Consider the following 2,399-nt stretch of genomic DNA (forward strand, 5'->3'; position numbering starts at 1 on the left):
CACCGTTGGCTGTGATCCGTTCCTCCGAAACCGCCGTTGGCGGGGGATGGAGGGGGCCGGGGATATTTTTTCCGGCCACAACTGATTTGTCCGATGGTCGGTGTAATCCCGGCCCCTCATGGTGCATGGAGGAAAAGCAACATCCTCACGGCTGCGACTGGTTGTCAATGCTGTGGAAGCAGGGATGTGAAGGGGATAAGCGGCGACCTCGACGACCGTGACGCCCCAAGCAGGCTGCCTATGGTCAGGAGACGAACGCACGCCCGAACTGTCGTTAGCAGCAACAGGCCCACGCGAGGTAATGGGTCTGGCCCGTGAGGGCATGGTCCATCGGGGCGGACAGGTCCAACGGTGTCCGTCCATGCATCCACTCGATGGCCCGGCAGACAGTGCGGACCTAAGGGCGGCGTCAAACGGATGAATCGGAACGGAGTAACCCTGTGCAGGCTCTCACCAGGTTGGTGAGCAGGCGACCAGGCCGAATGCCTGCATGGGGAGGGATTGCCCGAGAAGCAAATGCGTGGGGTAATGCCCACGATAAGCCGACGCGGGCACGGTCATGTGGAAGGAAAGGGGTGTGAGTAGTGGGAAGTAACGGAAGCGACGGCGCTCCCGATGAGGGACAGCCGATCGAAGACTGGACATCGATTCCCTGGCGGAAGCTGGAGACCACGGTGTACCGCCTGCAAAAGCGCATTTTCCAAGCCTCGTGTCGCGGTGATGTGTCGGTAGTTTGGAGTTTGCAGCGCCTGTTGATGAAATCAGAGGCCGCACGCTGTCTGGCAGTACGCCGGGTGACGCAGGATAACCGGGGCAAGCACACGGCAGGGATCGACGGAGTGGCTTCCGTTCTGCCCGGCCAGCGCTGGCTGATGGTGGAACGCCTACGGCACCCGGAGACGATCAAACCTCGGCCCGTCAGGCGGGTATGGATTCCCAAGCCCGGAAAGACCGAGAAGCGCCCACTGGGTATTCCCGTCATGTTGGACCGGGCACTTCAGGCACTGGTGAAATTGGCCGTGGAGCCTGAATGGGAAGCAAGGTTTGAGCCGAACAGCTATGGTTTTCGCCCGGCCCGCGCGGCCCATGACGCGATCGCGGCGATCTTCGATGCAACCTGCAAGAAGGACAAGTACGTTCTGGACGCAGACATCGAAGGGTGCTTCGACAACATCGCGCATGAGCCTCTCCTTGACAAACTCGCCACGTTCCCCATGTTGCGTCGCCTCATCAAGGGGTGGCTCGCTGCGGGGGTCATGGAGGATGGCGTCATGGAGAACACCTGGCGGGGCAGCCCGCAAGGTGGAGTTGTTTCTCCGCTGCTGGCGCTGATCGCCCTCCATGGGCTGGAGACAGCGATCACATCAGCGTTTAGCAGTCGCGACCGTCCTCAAGTCGTGACCTATGCCGACGATTTTGTGGTCCTGCATCCAACCCGTGCCGGGGTCGAGAAGGCACAGCGCATCGCGGAGGAATGGCTGAGCGGGATCGGGTTGCGTTTGAAAGCGAGCAAGACCCGGATTGCTCATACCCGGCTTTCCCTGGACGGGCCTGCCGGTTTTGAGTTCCTGGGTTTTCACGTCCGCCGCTACGTGACCAGAGAATTCCGGCCTGACGCTAGTGGGCGGAAGCAGCCCGTTATGAAGACGCTCATCAAACCCAGCAAGGAATCCGTCAAGCGGCATCATCGAGCCATGCGGGACATCGTCCATGCACGTAAGACCGTTCCGCATGAAGCGTTGATCAGCGACCTCAACCCGGTCATTCGGGGTTGGTCGATGTATTACCGCACGGTGGTCTCTAAACAGGTGTTCGCCTCCTGCGACTACCGGCTGTTCTCCACGTTGATGCATTGGGCGGGCCGTCGCCACCCGAAGAAAAGCGCGGGGTGGGTGTTCGCGAAGTACTGGCGGCGGGGTGAGCGGGGCCGTCTGGAATTCGCTGTTTCAGACGGTTTGCGTCTCGCCGTTCACGCGGACATTCCCATCAAGCGCCATGTGAAGGTGCGTGGTCACGCCAGCCCTTACGACGGGAACCTGATCTATTGGGCCTCCAGGCTACGCGATCACCCGCTGACTACCAGCAGGACCGCAATCCTGCTTCGTCGCCAGCGGGGAAATTGCGCATACTGCCGACTTCTGCTCACCGAAGCCGACGCCATCGCCGTCAAACAGTTCTCCCCTCCAAGCTGGAAGGGACTGGCTGATCTGGCGAACATGCGCATCGTGCATCAGCATTGCCGCGGCAAAGTCAACGACATGGCGAGAGAGCCACTCACGCGAACGTCGCAGAGGTATTCACGGCAAGAACCACATGATTGAGGAGCCGGATGAAGCTAAAGTTTCACGTCCGGTTCTGTAGGCGAGTCGCCCCCGCGAGGGGGCGACTTAGCCAGCGCG

General features: G+C 60.9%; 1 protein-coding gene. It reads left to right on the forward strand.

Annotated elements, in window-relative coordinates:
- Positions 1-584 precede the first annotated feature (584 nt).
- Positions 585-2,321 carry a group II intron reverse transcriptase/maturase gene (gene ltrA, locus ACSDR0_RS50130; RefSeq protein WP_435296051.1) on the forward strand — a complete coding sequence of 579 codons (1,737 nt, stop codon included), beginning with the start codon at positions 585-587 and terminating at the stop codon, positions 2,319-2,321.
- Positions 2,322-2,399 lie beyond the last annotated feature (78 nt).

It is taken from the genome of Streptosporangium sp. G11 (assembly GCF_051192615.1).
Taxonomy (GTDB): Bacteria; Actinomycetota; Actinomycetes; order Streptosporangiales; family Streptosporangiaceae; genus Streptosporangium.